A 1321-nucleotide genomic window follows, 5' to 3' on the forward strand; every position below is an offset into this window, starting at 1 on the left:
ACCTCTCCCCCTCCCTCTTCAAAGACTTTTGCGCTTATCGAATCCTTGTTGCCGGCCATACTGACGAGAAGTTTTTTCGTTGTTTGGGATAAAGTTCGGGAAGACAATCCGCTGCTTCGGCCCGGCGTCGTTTCCGTGAGCTGCGTTCCAAATTGCGCTTCACCTTGATCCGTCCGGCAAGAGCGTGTAGCATCATGCATCGCAAAACATATATTACATCCGTGAGGCCCTCCGTGGGATCTTGCGGAAACGAATTCCCATCACGAGGCGGTTCGCATGAAGCTGGAAAACGACATTGCCCAACATCTTGAACAGGGAGAATTTCTGGCGCTTGCCACGATCATCGATCGTTCCGGTTCCGCCCCGCGCCATGCGGGCGCGCAGATGCTGGTCACGCGGGACTTGTCCGTGATCGGGACCATCGGCGGCGGGCAGGTCGAATCGGACGTGCTGGCGGCGTGCCTGCCTGTCCGCAAGGGCGGAACCGCCCGCCTGATGCATTTCGACATGACCGGATTCACACCGGACGCCGACATGATCTGCGGCGGCATCGTGGATATCCTCGTGGAGCGGATCACGCCCGAGCAGCTTCCCTTTTTCCGTCAGGCAGCCGCTTGCCGCAGTCGGGCCGCCTTTGGGGTCTGGCTCGTGGATATTACCGAGCCCGCCTCGCCTCAGCGCAGCTTCCACACGGACGCCTCGGCTCTGCCCGCCCCCGTTCTGGCGCAAGTCAGGAGCAACAGCGCGGCCTGCATTGATCTCGACGGCAGGCGCGTCTATGTCGAGCCGCTGATCCATCAGGGCGTCGTCGTACTCTGCGGCGGCGGGCACGTTTCCCTTGCCACGGGCAGGCTGGCCCATGAGGTCGGCTTTGAGGTCATTGCCGTCGACGACCGTGAGGAATACGCCTCTCCGACGCGTTTCCCCTTTGCCCGCGCCGTGCATGTCCTGCCTGAATTCAAAGGACTGGCCGAAGCCTGCGGCATCGGGCCGGAACACTATATCGTCATTGCCACGCGCGGGCACAGCCACGACAGGGGATGCCTCTCCCAGGCCATGCACACGACGGCCCACTACGTCGGCATGATTGGAAGCAAGCGCAAGCGTGACGGCATCTACAGTTTTCTGCGCTCTGAAGGTTTTTCCGAAGAAGATTTCGGGCGCGTCCACAGCCCCATCGGCCTCGAAATCGGTGCCGAAACACCCGAGGAAATCGCCGTATCCATCGTAGCCGAGCTCATCGCCGCCCGCAGGGGGTTGGTGTAGAAGAGAAGATTGGGAGGGGCGGGGAAACCTTTCTGGAGAAAGGTTTCCCCGCCCC

Annotated in this window: 1 protein-coding gene; it reads left to right on the forward strand. The window is 61.2% G+C overall.

All coding sequences use genetic code 11. The annotated features are described in order from the left end of the window. The first annotated feature begins 276 nt into the window (after positions 1 to 276). A complete protein-coding gene (locus HMPREF0178_RS06010; protein WP_009379879.1) occupies positions 277 to 1266 on the forward strand; it encodes an XdhC family protein in 990 nt (329 codons plus the stop codon). Positions 1267 to 1321: the final 55 nt, after the last annotated feature.

The sequence above is a fragment of the Bilophila sp. 4_1_30 genome (assembly GCF_000224655.1).
In the GTDB taxonomy this organism is placed as follows: Bacteria; Desulfobacterota; Desulfovibrionia; order Desulfovibrionales; family Desulfovibrionaceae; genus Bilophila; species Bilophila wadsworthia.